This window comes from Polaribacter sp. (genome assembly GCF_965656025.1).
Classification (GTDB): Bacteria; Bacteroidota; Bacteroidia; order Flavobacteriales; family Flavobacteriaceae; genus Polaribacter.
Genome location: NZ_CBFHJT010000006.1, coordinates 19,994 through 21,758, shown reverse-complemented (window position 1 = coordinate 21,758; position 1,765 = coordinate 19,994). Strand labels below are relative to the sequence as shown.

General features: G+C 32.4%; 1 protein-coding gene and 1 pseudogene. Both read right to left on the bottom strand.

Annotated features, from left to right (window positions below; genetic code table 11):
• Positions 1-521: pseudogene (locus ACTG3S_RS02025) on the bottom strand (hypothetical protein); the annotation flags it as partial.
• Complete coding sequence (locus tag ACTG3S_RS02020) at positions 475-1,761, bottom strand: M28 family peptidase (protein ID WP_439127748.1); 1,287 nt, start codon at positions 1,759-1,761, stop codon at positions 475-477. The pseudogene ACTG3S_RS02025 and the gene ACTG3S_RS02020, both read right to left, overlap by 47 nt.
• Positions 1,762-1,765 lie beyond the last annotated feature (4 nt).

Genomic DNA, 1,765 nt, shown 5'->3' with positions numbered 1-1,765 from the left:
ACACCATCTCTTATTGCACAAACTTCTTGACCTATATTCATTTTAAAATCAATGGCATATTTAGAAGTTATTTTTCGATGACTATAACTTCCGTTATTACCTTGTAAAACTTTGTATCTTTTTCCTTTTAAGAAAGGCAAACTATAATTATATAAAGTATCATAGGTTCTATTGTAAGAACTACCATATTGTAATTTAAACTTATAATTGTTGTCAATACCAATTGTATCTATTTCTGATACATGAAACTTTAAAACACTTAAGGTATCTGGTTTTTCGAAATCTATGAAAGTTGTTGTATTATTTTTAACATCTTCAATAGTTAAAAACGTAGGGGATAATATCCTATTATTTATATCAACAAAAATCGAATCATTAACTTGTTTAAATTTTATGTAGCCAGGTCTTTTGTATTCTTTTTTTGTAGCACAAGACACAAATAAAACACTCAGAAAAAAAACTCTTAAAAACAAATTATCTCCAAATTTTATTAGGGAAAACAACCATACTTTCATGCCCATTTTCACCAACTGCAGCAACACCAAAAAAGAAATTATCAATTACAATACCTTCTAAGGTAAATTCGGTAGATTCTACATACCTAGAATGATCCCAAGTTGGCGATGTTGTATCTCTCCAATATATTTTGTAACCTTTTGCCCCTTCAACTTTATTCCATTTTAATCTAGCACTTGCTTCTACAATACCACCAATAGCAACTTCTTTTGGTGCAGCTGGCGCCCATGCTAAACTTGCTAAATTAATAGCATTTACAGCGGTTAATTTTTTAGCATATGGAAAGTTTACATGCTCAAAAGTATCGCCATATTTTATACCATTTTCTGTTCTAATATCTTGGTGTTGTTGTGTATAATTTTCATGCGCTTCCATAATTCTAATACCTGCAAAACCTAAGTCGTTAAATGGTCTGTGATGACCACCTCTACCAAATCTATCTAATCTGTAAATCAGCATCGGATTCATTTCTGGCATATACGTTTTAGTGGTTTTATGCACGTATCTTGCTAATTGTCTCGAAATCCCATCAACTTCACCACCATAAAACCTGCGCATTCTTCTTTGTCTTTCTGTCTCGTTTGCGGGCACAGGTTCACTAAAAATCCTGAAAGAACGATTATCTATAACTCCATCTACACCTTCAATGTTTCCAATCATATCATTATTTAAAATACCTATAATTTCCCAACCTTTGTCTTTTGCATACTTTGCCAAACCTGCACCTCCAAAAAGCCCTTGCTCCTCACCAGAAAGACCTACATAAATGATACTACTTTCAAATTGATATTTACTTAAAACTCTTGCTGCTTCTATAGTTCCTGCCATACCAGAAGCATTGTCATTGGCACCAGGAGCATCCTTTGTAAAGTTAGAGCCATCACTATTTCTAGAATCGATATCTCCACTCATTATAATATATCTATTTGGATATTTGGTTCCTTTTTGTATGGCAACAACATTTACAACATAGGCATCATGAGGCACTCTTCTGCTCATTTCAGTGGTTACTAAATCTTTTTGATAAAACACATTGATACAATTATCACAGTTGTTAGAAATTTTATCAAATTCAGATTTTATCCAACGTCTAGCAGCACCAATTCCTCTAGTGTTAGAAATGGTATCTGAAAACGTATTTCTTGTACCAAATTCGGTTAAAGTTTTTACGTCTGCTTTTATTCTATCTGCAGAAACTGTATTTATTATATCATAAATTTTAGCATCTGTCTGTGCAAATGATATGACT